Annotated in this window: 20 protein-coding genes; 13 read left to right on the forward strand and 7 right to left on the reverse strand. The window is 60.4% G+C overall.

Annotated elements, in window-relative coordinates; translation table 11 throughout:
• Nucleotides 1-10 precede the first annotated feature (10 nt).
• Nucleotides 11-418 carry an RNA-binding S4 domain-containing protein gene (locus tag HF257_RS05995; RefSeq protein WP_185704598.1) on the reverse strand — a complete coding sequence of 136 codons (408 nt, stop codon included), beginning with the start codon at nucleotides 416-418 and terminating at the stop codon, nucleotides 11-13.
• Between the two features lie 298 nt (nucleotides 419-716).
• Here HF257_RS05995 and rimB point away from each other — a divergent pair, with 298 nt between their 5' ends.
• Nucleotides 717-1199, forward strand: a complete 483-nt coding sequence (rimB, locus tag HF257_RS06000; RefSeq protein ID WP_005783815.1) for a retropepsin-like aspartic endopeptidase RimB — start codon at nucleotides 717-719, stop codon at nucleotides 1197-1199.
• Nucleotides 1196-2101 carry a 30S ribosomal protein S6--L-glutamate ligase gene (gene rimK / locus HF257_RS06005; protein ID WP_003187674.1) on the forward strand — a complete coding sequence of 302 codons (906 nt, stop codon included), beginning with the start codon at nucleotides 1196-1198 and terminating at the stop codon, nucleotides 2099-2101. The genes rimB and rimK overlap by 4 nt, the downstream gene beginning before the upstream one ends.
• A gap of 155 nt (nucleotides 2102-2256) precedes the next feature.
• Here rimK and HF257_RS06010 read toward each other — a convergent pair whose 3' ends face one another.
• On the reverse strand, nucleotides 2257-3570 hold the full coding sequence (locus HF257_RS06010) for an ATP-binding protein (protein WP_185704596.1): 1314 nt from the start codon (nucleotides 3568-3570) through the stop codon (nucleotides 2257-2259).
• 117 nt (nucleotides 3571-3687) lie between these two features.
• Nucleotides 3688-4428, reverse strand: a complete 741-nt coding sequence (ompR, locus tag HF257_RS06015) for an osmolarity response regulator transcription factor OmpR (RefSeq protein WP_185704594.1) — start codon at nucleotides 4426-4428, stop codon at nucleotides 3688-3690.
• A 357-nt stretch (nucleotides 4429-4785) separates the two neighbouring features.
• Here ompR and HF257_RS06020 point away from each other — a divergent pair, with 357 nt between their 5' ends.
• The 7 genes from HF257_RS06020 to tauD all read left to right on the forward strand — a co-directional run bounded on the left by HF257_RS06020 (nucleotide 4786) and on the right by tauD (nucleotide 12992).
• Complete coding sequence (locus HF257_RS06020; RefSeq protein ID WP_185704592.1) at nucleotides 4786-7110, forward strand: Tex family protein; 2325 nt, start codon at nucleotides 4786-4788, stop codon at nucleotides 7108-7110.
• Entirely contained in the window at nucleotides 7110-7493 is a 384-nt protein-coding gene (locus tag HF257_RS06025; protein WP_185704590.1) for a PaaI family thioesterase, read from the forward strand. Before HF257_RS06020 ends, HF257_RS06025 begins: the two co-directional genes overlap by 1 nt.
• A 214-nt stretch (nucleotides 7494-7707) precedes the next feature.
• Nucleotides 7708-9291: a glutamate--cysteine ligase gene (gene gshA / locus HF257_RS06030; protein WP_185704588.1), complete on the forward strand. Its 1584-nt coding sequence runs from the start codon at nucleotides 7708-7710 to the stop codon at nucleotides 9289-9291.
• A 246-nt stretch (nucleotides 9292-9537) separates the two neighbouring features.
• A complete protein-coding gene (tauA, locus tag HF257_RS06035) occupies nucleotides 9538-10515 on the forward strand; it encodes a taurine ABC transporter substrate-binding protein (protein ID WP_185704586.1) in 978 nt (325 codons plus the stop codon).
• Nucleotides 10516-10531: 16 nt separating this feature from the next.
• Nucleotides 10532-11311, forward strand: coding sequence for a taurine ABC transporter ATP-binding subunit (tauB, locus tag HF257_RS06040; protein ID WP_124526214.1), 780 nt, complete (start codon nucleotides 10532-10534; stop codon nucleotides 11309-11311).
• Nucleotides 11308-12144 (forward strand): taurine ABC transporter permease TauC, encoded by an 837-nt coding sequence (gene tauC, locus HF257_RS06045; protein WP_185704584.1) that lies wholly within the window; start codon nucleotides 11308-11310, stop codon nucleotides 12142-12144. The genes tauB and tauC overlap by 4 nt, the downstream gene beginning before the upstream one ends.
• Before the next feature lie 11 nt (nucleotides 12145-12155).
• Complete coding sequence (tauD, locus tag HF257_RS06050) at nucleotides 12156-12992, forward strand: taurine dioxygenase (protein ID WP_185704582.1); 837 nt, start codon at nucleotides 12156-12158, stop codon at nucleotides 12990-12992.
• A gap of 126 nt (nucleotides 12993-13118) precedes the next feature.
• Here the strand turns inward: tauD and mgrA are convergent, their stop codons facing one another.
• The 4 genes from mgrA to epsC all read right to left on the reverse strand — a co-directional run bounded on the left by mgrA (nucleotide 13119) and on the right by epsC (nucleotide 19078).
• Complete coding sequence (mgrA, locus tag HF257_RS06055) at nucleotides 13119-14156, reverse strand: L-glyceraldehyde 3-phosphate reductase (protein WP_185704580.1); 1038 nt, start codon at nucleotides 14154-14156, stop codon at nucleotides 13119-13121.
• A gap of 108 nt (nucleotides 14157-14264) precedes the next feature.
• Nucleotides 14265-15593 carry an OprD family outer membrane porin gene (locus HF257_RS06060; protein ID WP_185705361.1) on the reverse strand — a complete coding sequence of 443 codons (1329 nt, stop codon included), beginning with the start codon at nucleotides 15591-15593 and terminating at the stop codon, nucleotides 14265-14267.
• 189 nt (nucleotides 15594-15782) lie between these two features.
• Nucleotides 15783-17744: a choline transporter BetT gene (gene betT, locus HF257_RS06065; RefSeq protein ID WP_185705359.1), complete on the reverse strand. Its 1962-nt coding sequence runs from the start codon at nucleotides 17742-17744 to the stop codon at nucleotides 15783-15785.
• Between the two features lie 407 nt (nucleotides 17745-18151).
• The gene (epsC, locus tag HF257_RS06070; RefSeq protein WP_185704578.1) at nucleotides 18152-19078 is read right to left on the reverse strand and encodes a serine O-acetyltransferase EpsC; all 927 of its coding nucleotides are present in this window, start codon (nucleotides 19076-19078) and stop codon (nucleotides 18152-18154) included.
• Nucleotides 19079-19245: 167 nt separating this feature from the next.
• Between epsC and HF257_RS06075 the strand changes: the two genes are divergently transcribed.
• The 4 genes from HF257_RS06075 to tcyN all read left to right on the forward strand — a co-directional run bounded on the left by HF257_RS06075 (nucleotide 19246) and on the right by tcyN (nucleotide 22732).
• Nucleotides 19246-20241 carry a D-cysteine desulfhydrase gene (locus HF257_RS06075; RefSeq protein ID WP_185704576.1) on the forward strand — a complete coding sequence of 332 codons (996 nt, stop codon included), beginning with the start codon at nucleotides 19246-19248 and terminating at the stop codon, nucleotides 20239-20241.
• A gap of 281 nt (nucleotides 20242-20522) precedes the next feature.
• Complete coding sequence (gene tcyJ, locus HF257_RS06080; RefSeq protein WP_185704574.1) at nucleotides 20523-21317, forward strand: cystine ABC transporter substrate-binding protein; 795 nt, start codon at nucleotides 20523-20525, stop codon at nucleotides 21315-21317.
• Complete coding sequence (gene tcyL, locus HF257_RS06085) at nucleotides 21317-21982, forward strand: cystine ABC transporter permease (protein ID WP_105699285.1); 666 nt, start codon at nucleotides 21317-21319, stop codon at nucleotides 21980-21982. Before tcyJ ends, tcyL begins: the two co-directional genes overlap by 1 nt.
• A 3-nt stretch (nucleotides 21983-21985) precedes the next feature.
• Entirely contained in the window at nucleotides 21986-22732 is a 747-nt protein-coding gene (gene tcyN, locus HF257_RS06090) for an L-cystine ABC transporter ATP-binding protein TcyN (protein ID WP_185704572.1), read from the forward strand.
• The last annotated feature ends 314 nt before the right edge of the window (nucleotides 22733-23046 follow it).

Below are 23046 nucleotides of genomic sequence, written 5' to 3' on the forward strand. Positions count from 1 at the left end.
CACTACACGGTCAGTCGTCGTTGCCACTGCCGCGGAACTTGAACAGGTCGCGGCGTTGCTTTTTGCTCGGTTTGCCGTCGGTGCTCAAACCCATGGCGCCAGCCTTGCGCATCGCCGCCGCATTTTCGCGCTTGGCGATGCTGGCTTCTGTTTCAGCGTACAGCGCCTGCGCCTCGGGCGCGCCGCGGCGCACGATGGAAAGTGCCTGCACTACGACGGTTTTTTCATCGAAGCCAGTACGAATCTGGAACTCATCGCCGATACGCGGCTCTTTGCCCGGCTTGCAGCGTTCACCGCGATGGTGCACCTTGCCGCTCTCGATGGCGGCCTTGGCCAGGGCACGGGTTTTATAAAAACGCGCCGCCCACAACCACTTGTCCAAACGGACCTTTTCTTCCTCTTCCTGCTTTTGAGCCACTTGAATTCCTCGCTCTGAAAAATGTCGCAACTTTACCGTTGAAACCCTTCGACGCATAAACCTCAAGGCTCACCTAAGATACGCCAGACACCGCGAGATTTGCGCGGCTTTCCCATCCGGCGGCTGATTACCGCAGCCTGAGAGATATCTGTCGCCATTTACCGAATATTCTGCGTGAATACCGCGAATTCGGCACCGAACCCTCAACGAAGGTTTGGCGATTGTCACAATCCGTGAGCAGTTGGACGTTACTGTCCTCGACGACTACGAAACATTTCTGAATTACCGGTTACCCATATTGAAGACATTTGACCATTTGACCGTTGTCGGTCTGCGTGAGTGGGTGGCACTTCCCGATTTGGGAGTGGCTGGCCTGCGCGCGAAGATCGACACCGGCGCCAGCACCTCCAGCCTGCACGCCACCGATATCGAGCCGTTTGAGCGCGACGGTGAGAAGTGGGTGCGCTTTACCGCGCACCTGGGCAGCGTGGTGCAACTGCGTCACCGTCGCTGCGAAGCGCCCCTGGTGACGATGAAAACCATCAAGAGCTCCAACGGCCATGCGCAGGTGCGCTATGTGATCAGCACCACCCTGGCGTTGGGTGATCGGGTATGGCGGGTGGAGTTCACCCTGGCCTGCCGCAAAGCCATGCGTTATCGCCTGCTGCTCGGCTCCAAGGCGCTGATTGACGGCCAATTGGTGGTCAACCCCGGCGTCAAGTACGTTCAAGACAAGCCGGTGTTCCCGGTCTCTACTATTTCTGCCCCAGGTGCTGCATGAAGATTGCTGTGCTGTCGCGAAACCCGCGTCTGTATTCCACCCGCCGCCTGGTCGAGGCCGGCACCGAGCGTGGCCACGAAATGGTGGTGATCGACACGCTGCGTGCCTATATGAACATTGCCAGCCACAAGCCGCAGATCCATTACCGGGGCAAGCCGCTGGAAGGCTTCGATGCGGTGATCCCGCGCATCGGCGCCTCGGTCACCTTCTACGGCTGCGCCGTATTGCGCCAGTTTGAAATGATGGGGGTATTTCCTCTCAATGAATCCGTGGCCATTGCGCGCTCGCGGGACAAGTTGCGCTCGCTGCAACTGCTGTCGCGCCGTGGCATCGGCTTGCCGGTCACCGGTTTTGCCCACTCCCCGGACGACATCCCCGACCTGATCGAGATGGTCAACGGTGCGCCATTGGTGATCAAGGTGCTGGAGGGCACACAGGGCATCGGCGTGGTGTTGTGTGAAACCGCAACAGCGGCGGAGTCCGTGATCGAAGCGTTCATGGGCCTCAAGCAGAACATCATGGTGCAGGAGTACATCAAGGAAGCCGGCGGTGCGGATATCCGCTGCTTCGTGGTGGGCGACAAGGTGATCGCCGCTATGAAACGCCAGGCCAAGCCCGGTGAGTTCCGCTCCAACCTGCACCGTGGCGGCAGCGCCAGCCTGATCAAGATCACCCCGGAAGAACGCATGACCGCGCTGCGGGCGGCCAAGGTGATGGGGTTGAGTGTGGCGGGCGTGGATATCTTGCGTTCCAACCACGGGCCGCTGGTGATGGAGGTGAATTCATCGCCGGGGCTGGAGGGGATTGAAACCACCACGGGCAAGGATGTGGCGGGGATCATCATTCAGCACTTGGAGAAGAATGGTGGACCGAATATGACCCGGACCAAGGGCAAGGGCTGACAACACATAGCTTTCGAAACACTGCAAATCAATGTGGGAGCGGGCTTGCTCGCGAATGCGGTGGTTCAGTTGAAGTATCTGTGACTGATATACCGCATTCGCGAGCAAGCCCGCTCCCACACAAGCCAGCTACCACATTTGATTTGCAGTAATCGTTAGACCGCGTCCCTGGGCAACATCAGACCCAAAGGCAAGCGTACCCGCGCTTCCAGCCCCCCGCCTTCACGGTTGCGCAATTCAACATTGCCGCCATGCATCGAAGCAATCCGCCGCACAATCGCCAGGCCCAGGCCTGTGCCCTTGCCACCCCGGGCTCGGTCGCCACGGGTAAACGGGTTGAAGATACCTTCCAGCTCATCCGGGTCGATACCCGCCCCGCGGTCCATGACACTCAGCACCACATAGGGCGCGGCGCTGTCACCGGACACGTACGCCGCCACTTCCACATCCGAGCCGGCATGGTGCAAAGCGTTGCCGATCAAATTGTTCAGCAGGCGTTTCATCGACACCCGGCGCAAGGCAAACGGCTGGATCGGCTCCAGGCGCGTGCGCACCTGTTCGCCATTCTGGTTGTACGGCGCAACCACCTCGCGAACCAAATCGGTAAGGTCGACTTCCTCAACCACCTCATCACGGCCATCACGAATAAATGCCAGGAACTGGTCAAGAATCGCGTCCATGTCCTCGATGTCGCGGACCATATCGTCGGTGAGATCGTTATGGTTACCCATCAGCTCCAAGGACAGCCGTAAACGCGTGAGGGGTGTGCGTAAATCGTGGGACACCCCCGCCAGCATCAGTTCGCGCTCGCGTCCGGCCTGTTCGACGTCCTCCGCCATTTGATTGAAGGCGCCGTACACCTCAGTCATTTCACTGGGCGTATCACTGACCGGAAGACGCACGCTACGCCCCTGTCCGAGTTGGCGCGCTGCAAATACCAGGCGTTTAAGGGGTTGGTTGAGCTGACGCACAAAAATCCACGCAGACGCCGTGGATAACAACCCAATCGCCAGGAACCAACCCAGCACGTTCCAGATCTTCTGCCCCCGCAGCGGGTGCGGATACAACGGCACTTTCAGCCAGTCCTCGCCCAGACTCGGCGCACGCACCCACAGCGCGGGGGACACATGCATCCGCAACCGCACCTCGGTGTCTTCACCGAGTTCTGCCTGCATCTGGCGTTGGTAAATCTCGCTGTAGGGCCAGTGCTGCTCGCCCTCTGGCACGCCGGCGCCCGCGACGCGTACCAACGTCGCTGCCTTGGCGATTTTCTCGCGGTTTTCAGGGTCGGCCGCCCAATACGCGCGCAGCGTCAGCGCGACGCCGTGGCTGTACTGTCGGTCCACCAACACGTCTTCGTTCATCAGCAGATAAACCAACGTGAGTGCCTTGGAAAACAGAACGACGATCAGCACCAGCCAAAGGGTGCGGGAGAAGAAACTTTGCGGGAACCACAGAGGGGTTTTCATAGAAGACAGCTAGACACCTTGCAGGAACGAGCGGCGCTCGCAGAATTGCAGACGCCGGGCACCCCGTCGCCCCTCATGGAGCCAAACGCCAGGATACCCGCCTCTGCAAATCATCGGTCACTTTGTTGCGGTGCCATCCGGCACAAACACATAACCCACGCCCCAAACCGTCTGGATATAACGCGGCTTGGACGGATCCGGCTCGATCATCCGGCGCAAACGGGAGATCTGCACGTCGATGGAGCGCTCCAGGGCATCCCATTCGCGACCACGGGCCAGGTTCATCAGCTTGTCGCGGGTCAGCGGTTGGCGTGCGTTCATCACCAAGGCCTTGAGCACCGCGAATTCGCCGGTGGTCAGCATGTGCACTTCATCGCCACGCTTGAGCTCACGAGTTGCCAGCGACAGTTCGTAGTCGCCAAACGTGACGCTCTCATCTTCGCTGCCTGGCGCACCCGGCACCGGCGGCGCCTGGCGGCGCAGTACTGCTTTTACGCGCGCCATCAACTCGTCAGGGTTGAAAGGCTTGGCCAGGTAGTCATCAGCGCCCAGCTCCAGGCCCTTGATACGGCTCAACTCATCGCCCTTGGCGGTGAGCATGATGATTGGAATCTGGTTGTTCGCGCCGCGCAGGCGCTTGCAGGCGGTCAGGCCGTCTTCGCCGGGCAGCATCAGGTCGAGCACGACCAGATTGAATACTTCACGCCCCAACAGGCGGTCCATCTGCTCGGTGTTTGGCACCGCGCGGGCACGGTAGCCCTTGGAGTTGAAGAAACGCTCCAGCAGGCTGCTCAGCCCAGGATCGTCATCAACGATGAGAATTTTTTCGCCTTCAGCAGTTTGTACAGTGCTGCTCATTGGATGCTCCTCTTATCTCGGCGCGCATTATGGCGTAGCTGCCGTTATACGCACCGTGTGCATTGTTAGCAGATTTTTCCTCTACCGCCAGCGAACACGTGCCCTGCAACCGCTGGCGCAATCCCCCCCAAGGGCAGAACGCTGGTTATAATGCGGCGCCTTCGTGCAGGGCAACGTCAGATCGTTACCATTTACTGCCGGGCTTTTTTTCACCCGCTTGTCGTGATTTTTTCGATTTCGAGGGTCAATAGGCTGCCTCTTGACCCAGGCAGCGGCGCCAGTCGGGCCGCTCAACCAGCACCGCCGGGCCTTGTTTTCCGGGCCTGCCGGGCTGCTTTCAGAATTTCAGGTGGTTTTATGGACAGCATCAACAGCCGCATCGCCGAAGAACTCGGCGTACGCCCACAACAGGTCGAAGCGGCCGTCGCTCTACTGGATGAAGGCTCCACGGTGCCTTTCATTGCCCGTTACCGTAAAGAAGTGACCGGCAGCCTCGACGACACCCAACTGCGTCACCTGGAAGAGCGCCTGCGCTACCTGCGAGAACTCGACGAACGGCGTATCAGCATCCTCGCCAGCATCGAGGAACAGGGCAAGTTGACCCCGCAGCTTGAGCGCGACATCAAGCTCGCCGACACCAAGACCCGCCTCGAAGACCTGTACCTGCCCTATAAACAGAAGCGTCGCACCAAGGGCCAGATCGCCCTGGAAGCTGGTCTGGGCGAGCTGGCCGACGGCCTGTTCAACGACCCGTCGCTGACCCCGGACACCGAAGCCGCACGCTTCATCGACGCTGAAAAAGGCGTTGCCGATGTCAAGGCTGCCCTCGAAGGCGCCAAGTACATTCTCATGGAGCGCTTTGCCGAAAACGCCAGCCTCCTGGAAAAACTGCGTACCTACCTCAAGCAGGAAGCCATCCTCAGCGCCCGCGTTATCGCCGGCAAAGAGGAAGAAGGCGCCAAGTTCCGCGACTACTTCGAGCACGACGAACCGCTCAAGAGCATGCCGTCCCACCGTGCACTGGCGATTTTCCGTGGCCGCAACGAAGGCATTCTCAGCTCTGCACTCAAAGTCGGCGACGAACTGCCGGGCACCATGCACCCGTGCGAAGGCATGATCGGCCAACAATTCGGCATCCAGAATCAGAACCGTCCTGCGGACAAGTGGCTGGGTGAAGTCGTGCGTTGGACCTGGAAGGTCAAGCTCTACACCCACCTGGAAACCGACCTGCTGGGTGAGCTGCGCGACGGCGCAGAAACCGAGGCGATCAACGTATTCGCCCACAACCTGCACGACCTGCTGCTGGCTGCACCGGCCGGCCCACGTGCCACCCTGGGCCTGGACCCGGGCCTGCGCACCGGCTGCAAGGTCGCCGTGGTCGACTCCACCGGCAAGCTGCTGGACCACGCCACCGTGTACCCGCATGTGCCACACAACAAGTGGGACCAGACCTTGGCAATCCTGGCTGCGCTGTGCGCCAAGCACGCCGTGGATTTGATCGCCATCGGCAACGGCACCGCCAGCCGCGAGACTGACAAGCTGGCCGCCGAACTGATCAAAAAATACCCAGCCATGAAGATGACCAAGGTCATGGTCTCCGAGGCCGGCGCATCGGTGTACTCGGCGTCGGAACTGGCCTCCAAGGAATTCCCGGACCTGGACGTGTCGATCCGCGGTGCAGTGTCCATCGCCCGTCGCCTGCAGGACCCACTGGCTGAGCTGGTGAAGATCGACCCTAAATCCATCGGTGTCGGCCAATACCAGCATGACGTGTCGCAATTGAAACTGGCCCGCGGCCTGGATGCGGTGGTGGAAGACTGCGTGAACGCCGTGGGCGTGGACGTGAACACCGCGTCCGTGGCGTTGCTGGCACGTATCTCCGGCCTCAACGCGACCTTGGCGCAGAACATCGTGACCCACCGCGACGAAAACGGCGCGTTCAAAACCCGTGCCGCGCTGAAGAAAGTCGCGCGTTTGGGCGAAAAAACTTTCGAACAAGCTGCCGGCTTCCTACGCGTTATGAACGGCGACAACCCGCTGGATTCGTCCGCCGTTCACCCGGAAGCCTATCCGCTGGTGCAACGCATCGCCGCCGAGACCGATCGTGACATCCGTTCGCTGATCGGTGACGCCGCGTTCCTCAAGCGCCTGGACCCGAAGAAGTACACCGACGAAACCTTCGGCGTGCCCACCATCACCGACATCCTGCAAGAGCTGGAAAAACCTGGCCGCGATCCGCGCCCCGAGTTCAAGACCGCCGAGTTCCAGGACGGCGTCGAAGACCTCAAGGACCTGCAGTTGGGCATGATCCTCGAAGGCGTGGTGACCAACGTGACCAACTTCGGCGCGTTTGTGGACATCGGCGTGCATCAGGACGGTTTGGTGCATATCTCCGCGCTTTCGGAGAAATTCATCAAGGACCCACGTGAAGCGGTCAAAGCCGGCGACGTGGTCAAGGTCAAGGTCATGGAAGTCGACATCCCGCGCAAACGCGTTGGCCTGTCGATGCGCATGAGCGACACCCCCGGCGAAAAAATCGACGGTGCCCGTGGCGCCCGCCCAGGTTCTGCACCGCGCCAGTCGCAAAACAATGCACCGCGCAAAGAAACGACAGCCGCCGCGCCGAGCAACAACGCCATGGCCTCGCTGTTCGCCAACGCCAAGCAGCTGAAGAAACGCTGATGGAGATGCCGGCCGGTTTGACCCAGAGCGCGTTCAGCGAGCTGATCGGCTGCCGCCTGCAACGCCTTGAAGAAGGTGTTGCCGAGGTGGCCCTGACCTTGGAGCCGCACCTGCGCAACCGCGCGGGCAAGCTCCACGGCGGGGCGATTTTCAGCCTGGTAGATATAACGATGGGACTGGCCTGTTCCAGCGCCCATGGTTTCGACCAGCAAAGCGCGACCATCGAATGCAAAATCAACTACATCCGTGCCGTGGAAAACGGTGACGTGTTGTGCACCAGCCGAGTGATTCACGCTGGCCGACGCACCTTGGTGGTCGAAGCGGATGTGTACCAGGACGAAAAACTGGTCGCAAAAGCACAAGGCACCTTCGCTGTCCTATAGCTCCCCACCCTCGATTTGAGTTAATTTCGGCGCTGCACACACGGCGTCGGAATTTTCTTGCTGCGCTATAGCCCAATTCATGGAGTGAAGTCGGCTTTTTCAGAGCGGGTCAAATCGACTGTTAACCAGGCGAAAACGCCAGTTTTAACTTCACCCTTGTAGACCGTCCTGCCCACCCCCATATTGGGGCGACTGACGCGTGAAGGAATCCAACTTGAGCGAACTTCTCAACCGCCGCCTGGCTCTGCTTGGCAAGCGCGAACACCTCTCCCTGCTAGAGCAGTGCTTGCACGGCATCGAGCGTGAATGCCTACGCGTGACAGGTGAAGGTCGCCTGGCGCAAACGCCGCACCCTGAAGCACTGGGCGCCGCGTTGACCCACGAACAGATCACCACCGACTACTCGGAATCGCTGCTGGAGTTCATCACTCCCGCCCTGCCTAACCCGGCCGACACCCTGAGCAGCCTGGACAAGATCCACCGTTTTGCCTACAGCAAGCTCGGCAGCGAGTACCTGTGGAGCCCATCGATGCCGTGCCCGTTGCCGGCCGAGGAAGACATTCCGATTGCCTACTACGGCACCTCCAATATCGGACAGCTCAAGTACGTGTACCGCAAAGGCTTGGCCCTGCGCTATGGCAAGACCATGCAGTGCATCGCCGGCATCCATTACAACTTTTCCCTGCCGGAACAGTTGTGGCCATTGCTCAAGGAGACTGAAGGATTTGTCGGCACCGACCGCGATTACCAGTCCACGGCCTACATTGCACTGATCCGTAACTTCCGTCGTTACAGCTGGCTGCTGATGTACCTGTTTGGTGCTTCGCCGGCCCTGGACGCCGGTTTCCTGCGTGGTCGCTCGCATCAGTTGGAAGTGCTGGACCCCGACACCCTCTACTTGCCGTACGCCACCAGCCTGCGCATGAGTGACCTGGGTTACCAGAGCAATGCCCAAGCCGGTCTCACGCCGTGCTACAACGATTTGAACAGCTACACCGACAGCCTGCGCGAAGCGGTGGCAACGCCCTACGCGCCGTACGTCGAAATCGGCACGCATAAGGACGGTGAGTGGGTTCAGCTCAACACCAACATCCTGCAGATCGAAAACGAGTACTACTCCAACATCCGCCCCAAGCGCGTGACCTACACCGGCGAGCGGCCGATCCAGGCGCTGATGGCGCGCGGCATCCAGTACATCGAAGTGCGTTGCCTGGACATCAACCCGTTCCTGCCTATGGGTATCGACCTGCAAGAGTCGCGCTTCCTCGACGCGTTCCTGCTGTATTGCGCGCTGAACGACAGCCCGCTGTTTGCCAGCAATGAGTGCGGTAACGCTACCTCCAACTTCCTCAGCGTGGTCAAGGAAGGCCGTCGTCCAGGCCTGCAACTGCAGCGTCAGGGCCAGCCTGTGGACATGAAGGAATGGGCTACCGAGCTGCTGGAAAAAATCGCACCGCTGGCTGCCCTGCTTGATGAAAGCCACGGCATCACCGAGCACAGCCAGGCAGTGGACGCCCAACTGGCGAAGGTCAAGGATCCCTCACTGACGCCGTCAGCCCAGGTGCTGGCAGCGATGGCCGAGCGTAAAGAGAGCTTTGCGCAATTCTCCCTGCACCAGAGCCAGGTGCATGCCGAACACTTCCGCAGCGAACCGTTGCCGGCAGAGGAACAGGCACGTTTTGAAACGCTGGCGCGTACATCGCTGGCGCAACAGGCGGAACTGGAGCAGAACGAAGTGGGCGATTTTGATGTATTTGTAGGGTCGTACCAGGCAAGCATCCTGGCGATCAGTAACTAAGGCCACACGCAAAACCCTTGTGGGAGCGGGCTTGCTCGCGAATACGGAGTATCAGTCACCCAACGTATCGACTGATCCATCGCATTCGCGAGCAAGCCCGCTCCCACATTTGTTCAATGCGCCTTCAAGATTCGCGCTCACTTCTCCTAATAAGCTAATTCGAAAATGTTATTTATTTTCGAGTTCTTAGATCATTTATTCTCCTCACACGCCGACCCTCGGCCGCCTGATTGAGGAGCTTTCCCCTTGAAACTACTGACCCCTCTGCGCCTCTTGGCGGCGCTCTCCCTGGCCGGTGCCAGCCTGTTTGCCCAGGCGGCGGATGTGACCGTCGCTTACCAGACCACCGTAGACCCGGCCAAAGTTGCCCAGGCCGACGGCGCGTATGAAAAAGCCACCAACGCCAAGATCAACTGGCGCAAATTCGACAATGGCGCCGACATCATCGCCGCCATCGCCTCCGGCGACGTGCAGATCGGCTACCTCGGTTCCAGCCCGCTGACCGCTGCGATCACCCGTAAAGTGCCCGTGGAAACCTTCCTCGTCGCCACCCAGATCGGCGGTGCCGAAGCCCTGGTCGCCCGCAACGGCTCGGGGATCAACAGCCCGCAGGACCTGATCGGCAAGAAAGTCGCCGTACCATTCGTGTCCACCGGCCACTACAGCCTGCTGGCCGCCTTGAAACACTGGAACATCGACCCCTCGAAAGTGACCATCCTCAACCTGGCTCCGCCGGCAATCATCGCCGCCTGGAAACGTGGAGATATCGACGCAACCTACGTATGGGACCCGGCCCTGGGTGTGGCCAAGGAAAACGGCAAGGTGCTGATCACCTCCGGCGAACTGGCCAAATTCGGCGCGCCGACCTTCGATGCCTGGATCGTGCGCAAAGACTTCGCCGAGAAGCACCCGGAAATCGTCACCGCCTTCGCCAAGGTCACGCTGGATGCCTACGCCGCCTACCGCAAAGACCCACAAGCCTGGATCGCCGACAAAGGCAACGTCGACAAGCTGGTAAAACTCTCCGGCGCCAAGGCCAGCGATATTCCGCTGCTGCTACAAGGCAACGTCTACCCACTGGCCGCTGACCAAGTGACCCTGCTGGGCGCCCCGACCACCAAGGCCGTGACGGATACCGCTGCGTTCCTCAAGGAGCAAGGCAAGGTCGACGCCGTGCTGCCGGACTACGCCCCTTACGTCAGCGCCAAGTTCATTACCAACTGATCAGGAGTTCATCGCGATGGCCTTGCTACAACTGGAGCGCATCAGCGCACAGTACCCAGGCGCCACAGAACCGGTACTGTCTGACATCTCAATCGACCTGGGGCCCCAGCAATTGCTGGTGGCCCTCGGCCCGTCCGGCAGTGGCAAGACTTCGCTGTTGAACCTGATTGCCGGATTTGTCGAACCCTCCTCCGGGCGCATTACCCTCGACGGCGTGCCGGTCAAGGGCCCCAGCGCCGAACGCGGCGTGGTATTCCAGGACGACGCCCTGCTGCCCTGGCAGGACGTGCTGGCCAACGTCGGCTTCGGCCTCGAACTGGCCGGCGTGCCCAAGGCGCAACGAGAAGTACGTGCCCGGGAAATGCTGGCATTGGTTGACCTGGCCGGTTTCGACAGCCGCCGTATCTGGCAGCTCTCCGGCGGGCAGAAACAACGCGTCGGCTTGGCCCGCGCCTTGGCCGCCGACCCGCGCGTGCTGCTGATGGACGAGCCCTTCGGCGCCCTCGACGCCTTCACCCGTGAACAGATGCAGGAGTTGTTGCTGCAAGTCTGGCGGCGCACGGCCAAGCCGGTGTTCCTGATTACCCACGACATTGAAGAAGCAGTATTCCTCGCCACCGACCTGATCCTGCTGGCGCCCAACCCAGGGCAAATCGTCGAACGCCTGAGCCTGGACTTCGGCCAGCGCTACGCCGCCGGTGAGTCGGCACGGGCGATCAAGTCCGACCCGCGCTTTATCGAAACCCGCGAACACGTGCTGGGCAAAGTGTTCTCCCAACGGCAGGTGTCCGCATGAGCAGCTACGAACTTCCCGCCACCGCCGCCAAGCCGGTGGTACACGCGGTTATTCCGGTACGCCGCAGCCTGAGCACGCGGTGGATCAGCGTGCTGACGCTGGTCACTTTGTTGGCGCTCTGGTGGGCCGTGACCGCCACGGGTTTGATCGAACCGCTGTTTCTGCCACCACCGTCTGCCGTGCTGCAAAAAGGCTGGCTGCTGGTGACCACCGGCTATATGGATTCCACCCTGTGGCAGCACTTGGGTGCGAGCCTGGGCCGTATCGGGCTGGGCCTCGGTTTTGCCGTACTGACCGCCGTGCCGGTAGGGATTGCCATCGGTTCCAACCGTATCGCCCGTGGCATTCTCGACCCACTGATCGAGTTTTACCGGCCGATCCCGCCCTTGGCCTACCTGCCGTTGATCGTGATCTGGTGCGGCATCGGCGAACTGTCCAAGGTGCTGCTGATTTACCTCGCGATCTTTGCACCGATCGCCATTGCCACCGCGACCGGCGTGCGCACCGTCGACCCGGCCAAGCTGCGCGCAGCGCAGTCGTTGGGCGCCACCCGCGCCCAGCTGATTCGCCACGTGATCCTGCCGAGCGCGCTGCCCGACATCCTCACGGGCGTGCGCATCGGGCTGGGCGTGGGCTGGTCCACTTTGGTCGCCGCCGAATTGATCGCGGCCACCAGTGGGCTGGGTTTTATGGTGCAGTCGGCGGCGCAGTTCCTGGTCACCGATGTGGTGGTGCTGGGCATTCTGGTTATCGCCCTGATCGCCTTCGCCATGGAAATGGGCCTGCGTGCCCTGCAGCGTAAATTGGTGCCGTGGCATGGCCAGGCACATTGAGTGAGAACCGCATGAGCAGCCTGACCGTTACCCCAATAAGCACCGCCTTGGGCGCCCAGATCAGTGGCGTCGATATCACCCAGCCGCTTAACCTCGAACAGCGCGACGCCATCGAGCAGGCGTTGCTCACGCACTCGGTACTGTTCTTTCGCGGCCAGCCAATTACCCCGCAGCAACAAGCGCGGTTTGCGGCGAATTTCGGCGACCTGCATATTCACCCGATCTACCCCAACGTGCCGGAACAGCCCGAAGTGCTGATCCTCGACACCGCCGTCACCGACGTGCGCGACAACGCCGTGTGGCACACCGACGTCACCTTCCTGCCCACCCCGGCGCTCGGCGCGGTGCTCAGCGCCAAGCTGCTGCCGGCGTTTGGCGGCGACACGTTGTGGGCCAGTGGGATTGCCGCGTATGAGGCACTGTCGGAGCCGTTGAAGCGGTTGCTCGATGGGCTGACCGCTACCCACGACTTCACCAAATCCTTTCCGTTGGAGCGCTTTGGCAACACCGCCGAAGACCTGGCGCGCTGGGAAGAAACCCGCAAGAAGAACCCACCGCTGTCGCACCCGGTGGTGCGCACGCACCCGGTGAGCGGGCGCAAGTCGCTGTTTGTCAGTGATGGGTTCACCACCAAGATCAACGAGCTGGAGCCGGCGGAAAGCGAGGCGATTTTGAAGCTACTGTTCGCCCACGCGACGCGTCCAGAGTTCACCATCCGCTGGCGCTGGCAGGAAAACGACGTAGCGTTCTGGGACAACCGCGTGACCCAACATTACGCGGTGGATGATTACCGGCCGCAACGGCGGGTGATGCACCGGGCGACAATCTTGGGCGACGTACCGTTCTAAGCCACACTGAAGAACAAATGTGGGAGCAGGCTTGCTCGCGAATGCGGCGTGTCAGTCAACAGATTCAGCGACTGATACACCGCATTCGCGAGCAAGCCCGCTCCCACATTGACCGCGTACTGCCTTTTACTCAGCAGTGGATGGCTTTTCCCACAAGTTGATACCGCCTTCCTGCGCAAACCGATCAATCTCCGCCAGCTCTTCTGCACTGAAGCTCAAGTTCTTCAAAGCACCGACGTTCTCGATAATCTGCTCAGGCCGGCTCGCGCCGATCAGTGCGCTGGTCACCCGTGGATCACGCAGGGTCCAGGCCAATGCCAACTGCGCCAAACTCTGGCCACGACGCTGGGCGATTTCATTCAGTGCACGCACGTGGGCAATGTTCGCTTCGGACAAGTGCTTGGTCTGCAACGACCCGCCGCCCGGGCGGTTCACGCGTGCATCCGCCGGTACGCCGTTGAGGTATTTGTCGGTCAACAAACCCTGGGCCAACGGCGTGAATGCAATCACCCCGGCACCGAGTTCTTCAGTGGTCTCCAGCAGGTCTTTTTCCACCCAACGGTTGAGTAGGTTGTAGGCCGGTTGGTGGATCAGCAACGGCACTTTCCACTCTTTGAGCAGGGCCGCGATTTCGCGGGTTTTCACCCCGGAATACGACGAGATACCGATGTACAACGCCTTGCCTTGTTGCACGGCAGTGGCGAGGGCGCTGGCGGTTTCTTCCAGTGGGGTGTCGGCGTCATAACGGTGGGAGTAGAAGATGTCCACGTAGTCGACGCCCAGGCGTTGCAGGCTCTGGTCCAGGCTTGCCAGGATGTATTTGCGCGAACCTCCGCCCTGGCCGTAAGGGCCTGGCCACATGTCCCAACCTGCCTTGCTGGAGATGATCAACTCATCGCGGTAGTGCTTGAAATCTTCGCGCAGCAAACGGCCGAAATTGATCTCGGCGCTGCCGTACGGGGGGCCATAGTTGTTGGCCAGGTCGAAGTGGTTGATACCCAGGTCGAACGCGGTGCGCAGCAGCGCGCGCTGGGTGTCGATCGGGGTGCTGTCGCCAAAGTTGTGCCACAGCCCCAGGGACAGTGCAGGCAGCACTAATCCACTGCGGCCTACGCGGCGATACGGGATAGATTCATAGCGGTTTTCGGCAGCAATGTACGTCATCGAATCCTCTCTGGGCTTAGGGCAAATAAGGCCTGGGAATAAGGTTATTCCCAGGCCTTTTAAGCCGCTGAATCGCTTAAGTCTGCCCTTCCGTTTTACAGCAATTTCCTACCAGAGTGGAACGACGTAGCTGACATAAAAGCGGTTTTCATCCTGCACGGTGGCACCGGTAATGTCCGGGCTGGCATGGGCATTTTTCCAGGTCACGCCGAGGCCTTTGAGGGTCCCTGTGGGCACTTGGTACGCCACGGCAACGTTGCGTTCCCATTCGCTGGTGTTGCCTTGCGCGGTGCGGATGTCGTCGCCATGGGCGTAGGCGGCGGAGAACGTCAGGCCGTTGAGGCCGAGCTTGCCGAAGTCATACTTGTACTGCGCCAGCCAGGTGCGCTCACCCGCGTGCTGGAATTTGTTCAACTGCATGTTGGTCAGTGCCGGGGTGTCGGCGCCTGAGCCTGGGCCCTGGCGGTTATCGCCGCTGTTCAAACCAGAGTCGAGGTACGGGAAGTCGCTGTCGCCGCTGTTCTTCTGGATACCCAGGCCGACGGTATGCCCGTCCAGGCTGTAGCTCTCAAGCAAGCTGGCGGTGGTCTGGTTGATGCGGCCCTTGTTCACGCCGTTCTCGTAGAGACCGCTGGCTGCATAATCCTTGTCGCCATCGGCGTTGCCGCCCACACCGAGACTGCGGAACACGCGGATATCGGTGTCGATCGCGCCCACCGACAATGCGTCATGCCGCTTGGCGCCGAGGAAGAACTGCTGGTAGTAGTCCTCAAGGTTCGAATACCACAGGCTGACCGTGGTGTTCTGGATGCCGGTGTAGTCAGCGCCGCCGAACAGGAAGCGGTCGCTTTCTTTGGTACCGCCGGCCGTGATCATGCCCTGGTCGCCGGTTTCGTTGCGGATCTTGGTCTTGAGGATATCGCCGCCGGTGAAGGTGAAGTCGCTGAGGTCCTTGGACACCAACTGCACACCGGTGTTGGTCTGTTGGTACAGGCGACCGTCGGTGTTGGCCAGTACCGGGTTGTTGCCGTACAGCGTACCGATGCGCAATTCATCCTTGGCGAAACGCATCTTGAACGTCGGGCTGAGCACGCCGAACTGGTCGGCGGATTTGCCGTTGTCCAGCGGGAACATGCTGCCGGGGTAACGGCCCTGGTGATCCTTGTCGTTGAGGTCGCCGCCGGAATCCAGCTTCAAGCCGTAGAACGCCTGCAAATCAAGACCAAAACCCACTGGTCCGTCGGTGTAGCCGGACTTGAAGTTGAACTCGAACCCCTGGCCCCAATCCCGAATGCTGTGAGCCTTGGCGTTGCTGTTCACCACATCACGACCTTGCTGGTTGAGATAGCGATTGAGCAGGGTCACATCGGCGTGGCTGTCATCGATAAAATCGGCATGGGCGGACAGCATAAAGCTCGCCATGGCGGCACCCACCATAGGGCTTAATAACGTCTTCATTGTTACCGGTCTCCGTCACTGTTCTGAAATGAAAGCGTCAAACGCTTCACACAATTACGCAGTGGCCAGATGACAGTTGCGCGTCAAAACGCGGTTATGACGGATGAAATTATATTTAAGAAATCCCCGTATAACGGGGCTTTGCGAGGTTTTTGACAGGTTATTAGGCTAGCGCACCAAGTGCAAAAACTGCAGGTGTCGTTCGTACTGGTCGAGGATGTCGTTGATGATCTGCTCCTTGGTGTAACCCACCAGATCGTAGTCTTGACTGCCCTCGGCCAAGTGCACTTCCGCACGGTAATAGCGACGGTTGTTGATCTCTTTGGAGCCCATGCCACCCCGGGCAAACGACGGCGTGAAGTAGCCGCGCATCTGTACCTGGTAGACGAACGGATGCTCCTCGCCATGGCCGATTTCCAGGCTGACACTGTCGTTGGACGGGTCGGGTTGCGTGACCACATTCAGGCCTTTTTCGACGAACACCGCGGTCACTTCTTCAATGGCCGGGCGCACTGTCGATTCGAGGAAGCGATACACCTCATCCCGCGACGGGAAGTGCACCGCCTGGCTCAAGCGCTGGCGCCAGCCGCCACGGCCCTTGCGTGAGGCCGAGACCGGTGCCAGCGAATGCAGTTGGGCAATCTGCTTTTGCGACTCCAGGTAGAACGCCTTGTGCAGCCCCCACATCATCAACAACAGGATCATCGAGAACGGCAACGAGGTCAGCACCACCGCGGACTTCAACGAATCGATGCTGCCGGCAAACAGCAGTGCACTGGTGACCAGCCCGGTCATCACACCCCAGAACACCCGTAGCCATTTGGGCCCGTCTTCATCGGCGTTGCCGCCCTTGGACGACAGGGTCGACAGCACCACCGTGCCGGAGTCGGCCGAGGTGACGAAGAACACGAAGCTGATAAACACCGTGACCGCGATCACGACCTTGCTCCACGGGTAGGTTTCCAGCAGCAGGTAGAGGCTCATCGACGGATCATCGATGGCCGACTGACCGAGCGCCGCCATGCCATGGTTGAGCACTTGGTCGATGGCGCTGTTGCCGAAGATCGACATCCACGCCAAGGTGAAACCCAGCGGGATCAACAGCACGCCGAACACGAATTCACGGATGGTACGGCCCCGGGAAATACGCGCGATAAACAGGCCCACGAAGGGCGACCATGCGATCCACCAAGCCCAGTAGAACACGGTCCAACCGCCCAGCCAGTCGCTGGGTTTGTCGTAGGCGTATACGTCGAAACTCTTGGTCGGCAATGCGCCCAGGTAGTCCCCGAGGTTCTGGATCAGGGTGTTGAGCAAGTGCTGGGTGGGCCCGGCGAACAACACGAACAACAGCAGCGCACAGGCCAGCAACATGTTGATGTCGGACATCACCCGCACGCCCTTGTCGACGCCCGCCACCGCGACAATGATCGCGGCGCCCATCATCAGGGTGATCAAGCCGACCTGAATCCACTGGGTATGGGCAATGCCAAACAGGTAGTCGAGACCGGAGTTGAGGTGCAGCACCCCAAAGCCCATGTCGGCGCCGAGGCCGAACACCGTGGCGATGATGCCGAAGCCATCCACCGCGTAGCCGATGGGGCCGTTGATGCGCTTGCCAATCAGCGGGTACAGCGCCGAACGCAGCGCCAGCGGCAGATTATGCCGGTAGGCAAAATACGCCAGGGCCATGCCGACAAACGCAAACACGCCCCAGCCGTGCAGGCCCCAGTGCAGAAACAGAATCTGCATGGCCTGGCGCGCGGCATCGGCGTTCATCGGCGCGCCTTGGGGCGGTTGCACCAGGTGAGTCAGCGGCTCGGAGACGCAGAAGAAAAACAGCGTGATGCTGATCCCGGCGGCGAACAGCATGCCGGCCCAGGACAGGTAACTGAATTCGGGCTCGTCGTGGTCGGCACCGAGTTTTATCTTGCCGTAGCCCGATAACGCGGTGACCACCACGAAGACCAGATACAGGGTCATCGCTAGCATGTAGTACCAGCCGACCGTGTTGGCCGCCCAGTTTTGCGCAGCCAGCAGCCAGGCACCGGCCTGTTGCGGGATAGCGATGACAATGACACCGAACAGCAAAATGAACGTTGCAGCGAAGTAGAAGACCGGCGCATTCATGCGCACCAGGCCGCTTGCAGGGGTGGACGATGCACTCATGAACGATGCACCCCGAGGGTAGGGAATGTGGCTGTATAAAACGGACTCAGCAAAGGTAAGCCTCCTGTTGTGAGCGGGCAGCGAACCACCGGGTTTAACTTGAACGAGCATTCAAGTTAAACATGGATAGGCGGTTTGGGACTAATCGCAGGGCTGAGTGGTAGGTAATTCCTACACTAGCTCAAGGAAAGGTATGACGTGTGCGGCTGACAAATCGTTCAGCGACTACGCATGCAAAAACGTGGAACGCGGTAAAAAATGTGGGAGCGGGCTTGCTCGCGAATGCGGTGGTTCAGCCAACTGATTCAGTGACTGACACACCGCATTCGCGAGCAAGCCCGCTCCCACAAGGTATTTGTGTAGGCTCGTTACTTTTGCGTACCGTCATCGTGTTGCAGATTGGCCTGGGTGATATTCGCCCCTGCCGGTACGCTGCGGGTCAGCCACACGTTGCCGCCAATCGTCGAACCCTTGCCGATGGTGATACGCCCCAGGATCGTCGCACCGGCATAAATCACCACATCGTCCTCGACAATCGGGTGGCGCGGATGGCCTTTCTGCAACTGCCCGTCCTCGTCCGCCGGGAAGCGCTTGGCCCCCAGGGTCACGGCCTGGTAAATGCGCACACGCTCGCCAATGATCGCGGTTTCGCCGATCACCACGCCGGTCCCGTGGTCGATAAAAAAACTCGGGCCGATCTGCGCGCCAGGGTGGATGTCGATACCCGTCGCCGAGTGAGCAATCTCCGCACTGATGCGCGCCAGCAACGGCAGCCCGGCGCGGTACAGGTGGTGCGCCAGGCGATGGTGAATCACCGCCAGGATGCCGGGGTAGCACAGCAGCACTTCATCCACGCTGCGCGCTGCCGGGTCGCCGTGGTAAGCGGCGAGTACGTCGGTGTCCAACAGGCTGCGCAGGGAAGGCAAGGCCAGGGCGAAATCCTGGATCAGGCGGATGGCCAGGGCATCGACTTCGCTGTCATCCTTGGCGCCTTGTCGCGCGGCGTAGCGCAGCTCCAGGCGGGCCTGGGCGAGCAACGCATTCAACGCCACATCCAGGGTGTGGCCGACGTAGAAGTCTTCACTTTCTTCACGCAGGTCCACCGGCCCCAAGCGCATCGGGAACAGCGCGCCGCACAACGCTTCAAGAATCTGCGCCACCGCCTCGCGCGACGGCAATTCGCGGCCGCCATGCTCGCCGCTCAAACGGCCATTGCGCGTTCGCCACTGGTCCCGGGCGCCGCGCAACTGGCTGACGATGGTCTGTAATTGCCAATGACTGGAACGCTCACTCACGGTATTCACTCCTGACGAAATGCCCATCACTTTACGGTATGCACCCTGGCCGCCCTTAAGAACCAATGGTGTGATGCTAAGAACCATCCGGCATAACGTGATTGGCGGTTGCCCGATGAAAAGTGCCTGCCTATAGTCGCCCCATCACTTAGCAACCGTGCGTAGCCATGATCAAACAACAGCTCGACCGCTTTAACCGTCTGGAACTGCTGGGCGGCGCCACTGCCCTGGAAAAACTTGAACGGCTATCGGCCTGGCTGGGCCGGGACATCTACGTCAAGCGCGACGACACCACGCCCCTGGCCATGGGCGGCAACAAGCTGCGCAAGCTCGAATACCTCGCCGCCGATGCCATCGCCCAAGGCGCCGACACCCTGGTGACCGCTGGCGCGATCCAATCCAACCACGTGCGCCAGACCGCCGCGCTGGCCGCCAAGCTCGGCCTGGGCTGCGTCGCCCTGCTGGAAAACCCCACCGGCACCGAAGACCCCAACTACCTGGGCAACGGCAACCGCCTGTTGCTGGAGTTGTTCGACGCCAAAGTCGAACTGGTCGAGAACCTGGACAACGTTGACGACCAACTCAACGCCCTCGCCGACCGCCTGCGCAGCAACGGTAAAAAACCGTACCTGGTGCCTATCGGCGGCTCCAATGCCCTCGGCGCGCTGGGCTATGTACGTGCCGGGCTGGAATTGGCCGCACAGATCGAAGACAGCGGGATCGAATTTGCCGCCGTGGTACTGGCCTCCGGCAGCGCCGGAACCCACAGCGGCCTGGCGCTGGCCTTGAGCGAAGTACTGCCGAACCTGCCGGTGATTGGCGTCACGGTGTCCCGTACCGACGAAGCCCAGCGCCCTAAAGTTGAAGGCTTGGCGGAACGCACGGCCGAGTTGCTGGGCGTGGATATTCCCGAGGCATTCAAGGTGATCCTGTGGGACGAATACTTCGGCCCGCGCTACGGCGAGCCGAATGCGGGTACCTTGGCGGCGATCAAGCTGCTGGCGAGCCAGGAAGGCCTGCTGCTGGACCCGGTCTACACTGGCAAGGCCATGGCGGGTTTGCTGGACGGTATTGGGCGTCAGCGGTTTGAGGACGGGCCGATCATTTTCCTGCATACCGGCGGGGCACCGGCGTTGTTTGCCTACGATGCAGTTTTTAGCTGAATAAACTCGGATAAAAATGTGGGAGCGGGCTTGCTCGCGAATGCGGTGTGTCAGTCGCCGGATTCGCTAGCTGATCCACCGCTTTCGCGAGCAAGCCCGCTCCCACATTGGAAAATCGACATATTCCACAAAGGAATAACAAGTTTATTTTATATTATTTTCAAGTCTTAAAAACCCGCTCTATCATCGCGCCGTAGGCGAAGACGCGCTACGCGCTTTAAGGCAGGATACGACTACTGCGTCACCTGCTTCGCACAACACAAAAAACACAGGGGCTCTTCATGACTATTTCTGTATTCCGTCGCACATTGCTGGTGGGCACTTTGGGCCTGGCACTCGGCGCTGGCCTGATCGGCCAAGCGGTCGCGGGTGAACAGCTGGACAACATCAAGAAAGCAGGCGAGATCAAGATCGGCCTGGAAGGCACCTACCCGCCGTTCAGCTTCGTCGATGAAAGCGGCAAGCTCAGCGGCTTCGAAGTGGAGCTGTCCGAAGCCCTGGCCAAGGAGCTGGGCGTGAAGGTCAAGCTGCAAGCCACGCCATGGGACGGGATCCTCGCGGCCCTGGAATCCAAGCGCCTGGACGCTGTGGTCAACCAAGTGACCATCTCCGAAGAGCGCAAGAAGAAGTATGACTTCTCCAAGCCTTACACCGTCTCCGGCATTCAAGCGCTGACCCTGAAGAAGAACGTCGACACCATCAAGACTGCCGACGACCTGGCCGGCAAGAAAGTCGGTGTGGGCCTGGGCACCAACTACGAACAATGGCTCAAGGACAATCAGCCGAAAGCCATCATCAAGACCTACAACGATGACCCAACCAAGTTCCAGGACCTGCGCATCGGCCGTACCGACGCCATCCTGATCGACCGCCTGGCCGCCCTGGAATACGCCAAGAAAGCCACGGACACTGCCGCCGCCGGCGCTGCCTTCTCCCGCCAGGAAGCCGGTATCGCCCTGCGCAAAGACGAGCCAGAACTGCTCGACGCGGTGAACAAGGCCCTCGACAAGCTGCGCGCTGATGGCACCTTGAAGAAGCTGTCCGAGAAGTACTTCAACGCTGACGTCACTCAATAATGGAAGCAGGTTTCCAACTCGCGCTGGACTCCGCGCCCTTTCTGCTCAAGGGCGCGTATTACACGGTGATCCTCAGCCTCGGCGGGATGTTCTTCGGCTTGCTGCTGGGCTTCGGCCTGGCCTTGATGCGTCTTTCGCGCTTCAAGCTGGTGAGCTGGCTCGCCCGAGTCTACGTGTCGTTCTTTCGCGGCACGCCCTTGCTGGTACAGCTGTTCTTGATCTACTACGGCTTGCCGCAAGTGGGCATCGAGCTGGATCCGATCCCGGCGGCCATGATCGGCTTTTCGCTGAACATGGCCGCTTACGCCTGTGAAATCCTGCGTGCCGCCATCGGTTCCATCGAGCGCGGCCAGTGGGAAGCTGCGGCCAGTATCGGCATGACCCGCGCGCAGACCCTGCGCCGGGCCATCCTGCCGCAAGCTATGCGCACGGCCTTGCCGCCGCTGGGCAACAGCTTTATTTCGCTGGTCAAGGACACCGCGCTAGCCGCCACCATCCAGGTGCCCGAGCTGTTCCGCCAGGCCCAACTGGTGTCTGCACGAACCTTCGAAATCTTCACCATGTACCTGTCCGCTGCCCTGATCTACTGGATCCTGGCGAGCCTCCTGGCGCATTTGCAAAATCGTCTGGAAGACCGGGTCAACCGGCATGACCTGGAGTCTTGAAGCATGATCGTGGTTGAAAAACTGACCAAACAATTCAAGGGTCAGGTGGTGCTCAACGGCATCGACCTTGAGGTCAAGGAAGGCGAAGTGATCGCCATCATCGGCCCCAGCGGTTCCGGCAAGACCACCTTCCTGCGCTGCCTGAACTTCCTCGAACAACCCACCAGCGGTCGCATCAAGGTGGGCGACATCGAGATCGACACCAGCAAGCCGATCAACCAGCAGCAAGGCCTGGTGCGGCGCCTGCGCCAACACGTGGGTTTTGTGTTCCAGAACTTCAACCTGTTCCCCCACCGCACGGCGCTGGAAAACGTCATCGAAGGCCCTACCGTGGTCAAGAAGATGCCGCACGAAGCGGCGGTCGCCCTCGGCCGCAAGTTGCTGGCTCGGGTGGGCCTGGCGGGCAAGGAGGACTCATACCCAAGGCGCCTTTCCGGTGGCCAGCAACAGCGCGTGGCGATTGCCCGGGCGTTGGCCATGGAGCCGGAGGTGATTCTGTTCGACGAACCTACTTCCGCCCTGGACCCGGAGTTGGTGGGTGAAGTGCTGGCGACTATCCGCAGCCTCGCCGAAGAAAACCGCACCATGGTCATCGTCACCCACGAGATGAGTTTTGCGCGGGATGTGGCCAACCGCGTGATCTTCTTCGACAAGGGCGTGATCGTCGAGCAAGGCGAAGCCAAGGCACTGTTTGCCAACCCCAAGGAAGAACGCACCAAGCAGTTCCTGAGCAAATTCCTGGCGCACTGAGCCAGTGCTCTATTTGGAATTCCCTTGCACCCCAAGCCTGGCACAACTCCAAATGTGGGAGCGGGCTTGCTCGCGAATGCGGTGTATCTGCCAACTGATTCAGTGACTGACACTCCGCATTCGCGAGCAAGCCCGCTCCCACATTTTTAACTGCATTCCAACCGGTAAAACACCCCGCCACACCTGTCCAGAAATCCCCCTCCCCGTCAGACCCTTCTGAATCTGCTCCAACCCACCGATTAGCCTTTTGCCGCCATTGACGCTCCTTGACCAACCCTCTTATCTAACGCCCAGAGGATTGGATCCTATCCCGG

The sequence above is a fragment of the Pseudomonas cremoris genome (assembly GCF_014230465.1).